The organism is Endothiovibrio diazotrophicus, from assembly GCF_054657215.1.
Genome location: NZ_BAAHXB010000261.1, coordinates 1 through 1,221, shown reverse-complemented (window position 1 = coordinate 1,221; position 1,221 = coordinate 1). Strand labels below are relative to the sequence as shown.

General features: G+C 62.7%; 3 protein-coding genes. All 3 read left to right on the top strand.

The window, feature by feature from the left end:
- A partial coding sequence (locus tag ACYQ2W_RS26255; RefSeq protein WP_459874033.1) for an Rpn family recombination-promoting nuclease/putative transposase occupies positions 1–588 on the top strand: 588 nt, incomplete at its 5' end.
- Positions 589–594: 6 nt separating this feature from the next.
- Entirely contained in the window at positions 595–861 is a 267-nt protein-coding gene (locus ACYQ2W_RS26250; protein ID WP_459874035.1) for a sodium/proton-translocating pyrophosphatase, read from the top strand.
- Between the two features lie 90 nt (positions 862–951).
- Positions 952–1,221: Rpn family recombination-promoting nuclease/putative transposase (locus ACYQ2W_RS26245; RefSeq protein WP_459874031.1), on the top strand; the 270-nt coding region annotated here is incomplete at its 3' end.

Genomic DNA, 1,221 nt, shown 5'->3' with positions numbered 1-1,221 from the left:
GCCGACTTTCACGAACTGGTAGCGCCCCTGCCCGAGGCGTTGCGCCCCTTCGTGCCGCACTTTCGCTACGCACTACACGACATCTCGTCCCACAGCGAGACCGAGATTCGCGGCGAGGTGCTCACCCGGCTGGTACAACTGGCGCTACGCCACATCTACAGCGATCGACCGGCGGAACGGTTGGCGGAATTGGTCGCGCTGATGGTGGAGGTGTTGGAGAGCGAAGGCGCACCGGCGATCCTGGAGTCGCTGTTGCGCTACTATGTGAAGGGCACGCAGACCCTCGAAGAGGGGGACGTGCGCGAAGTACTGGAGAGGGCCCCACGGGGAGGAGAGCTGATGCAGACGTTCATCGACCGGTATATCGAGCAAGGGCAACAGGTGGGACGCAAAGAGGGGCGCGAAGAGGGGCGCATGGAGGGGCGCCATGAAGGTCAGGCGCTGGTTCTCCTGCGCCTGATTGAGCTCAAGTTTGGAGCCCCCAGGAACGCCATTGTAGCGCGAATCGAAGCGGCCGACGACGAGACGCTGCTGCGCTGGTCCGAGCGGATCCTTACGGCCGAGGCGATCGAGCAGGTCTTCCAATAGGGGGGAATCCCCGATTCCCATCCGGGCGTAGATGGGCATCCTTTTCGTGGCGATCACCCACAACGCCGGCGGCATCGCCGATACACCCACGCCCTGGCCGGCGCGGGCGGCACGGCGCCCAACTTCTCGCTGGACAACCACATGGTGATCATCGGCCTGTTCATCGGCGGCCTGGTCCCCTACCTCTTCGGCGCCATGGCTATGGAGGAGGTAGGACGCGCCGTCGGCAACGCTGATCTGATCAATACGACAAGAACCAAGAAGGGGACTTAATGCCCCTTCTCTTCGGCCGGCTCTTTGAGCCAACCTTTCGGGGACGACGACGACATTGCCATTCCCCCTCCGGGGGGATAGGGTTCCTCCATGTCCACGGCACCCACCCCTCATGACGACTTCTTCCGCGAGAGCTTCGGCCGAAAAGAGATCGCGGAGGATTTTCTACGTCAGCAACTGCCGACGGAGCTGTTGGCGGAGATGGACCTGAGTACCCTGCGTATCGGCAAGGACAGCTACGTATCCAAGGAGCTGCGCAAGAGCTATTCGGACCTGGTCTACTCGGTGCGGTTGCGCGACGGCGAGCTGCGGGTCTATCTGCTGTTCGAGCACAAGAGCACCCCGGATCCCTGGGTGCTA